Raw genomic sequence first — 1016 nt, 5'->3', positions numbered from 1 at the left:
CGGCGAACTGCGGGTCCTTCTCGTACGACGTGCCCGACGTCGACGCACAACCGGCCTGGTCGACCAGTCCCTGAGGCGACCCTCGACCTGCTCGCCGAGGGAAGCACCGTCGAGGCGCTCTCGATCGAGGCGATCGCCACCCGCGCCGGCGTCGGCAAGGCCACCATCTACCGCCGCTGGGCCGGCAAGGACGCGTTGCTGCTGGACGCGCTGCGCCGGCTCAAGGGCATCATGCCGCAGCCAGCCGGCCACTCCGTCCGCGACGACCTGCTCCTGCTGGTCGGCGCGGTCGGGCAGAACGTCGACCCCCGCGCCGCGAAGATCATGCCGTGCCTGGTGCCGGCGGTGAACCGCAGCCCGGACCAGTACCAGCTCTACCAGACCATCATCGAGCCCCGGCGTCAGCTGATGCGCGAGGTGCTGCGGCGCGGCATCGACGAGGGGCTGCTGCGCCCCGACATCGACGTCGAGGTGACCATGGCGCTGCTCACCGGGCCGATGCTGATCCAACGGGTCCTGCAGTGGAACCCGGAGCTGGACGAGCGGAACCTGCCCACGCAGGTCGTCGACGGCGTCCTCGACGGCATCCGCGCCCGCTGACCCGACCGCGCGCCCCCTGTGGGGTCAACCCGCAGGGGCGCGCAGGCGGTGCAGGCGCAGCGCCAACTGCACCTCCAACGCCCGCTCGGGCCGCTGCCAGTCCGCGCCGAGCAGTTGCCCGACCCGCTCCAGCCGCTGGGTCACCGTGTTGACGTGCACGTGCAACTGCTCGGCGGCCCGGGCCAGGCTGCCGCCCACCCCGAAGTACGCCTCCAGCGTCTTCACCAGCGCCGTCCCGCGCCGGGCGTCGTAGTCGACCACCGGCCCGACCGTGGCGGTCAGGAACTGGGCCACGTCCCGCTCACCCCGGTCACCGACCGTGCCCAGCAGCAGACCGACGAAGCCGAGCTCCGCGGTGCTGGCGCCCTGACCGGCGCGGCCCAGCGCGCCCAGCGCCGTCAGACAGCGGTCCGCCT

Annotated in this window: 2 protein-coding genes; one reads left to right on the top strand and one right to left on the bottom strand. The window is 73.1% G+C overall.

Annotated features, from left to right (window positions below; translation table 11 throughout):
• Positions 1–600: TetR/AcrR family transcriptional regulator (locus tag AB0J68_RS32525; RefSeq protein ID WP_363942768.1), on the top strand; the 600-nt coding region annotated here is incomplete at its 5' end.
• A 24-nt stretch (positions 601–624) separates the two neighbouring features.
• On the opposite strand, the gene AB0J68_RS32520 is transcribed toward AB0J68_RS32525, so the two are convergent.
• A partial coding sequence (locus AB0J68_RS32520) for a helix-turn-helix domain-containing protein (RefSeq protein ID WP_363942766.1) occupies positions 625–1016 on the bottom strand: 392 nt, incomplete at its 5' end.

Source organism: Micromonospora sp. NPDC049580, assembly GCF_040675595.1.
Taxonomy (GTDB): Bacteria; Actinomycetota; Actinomycetes; order Mycobacteriales; family Micromonosporaceae; genus Micromonospora.
This window is presented reverse-complemented; position numbering and strand designations above follow the sequence as displayed.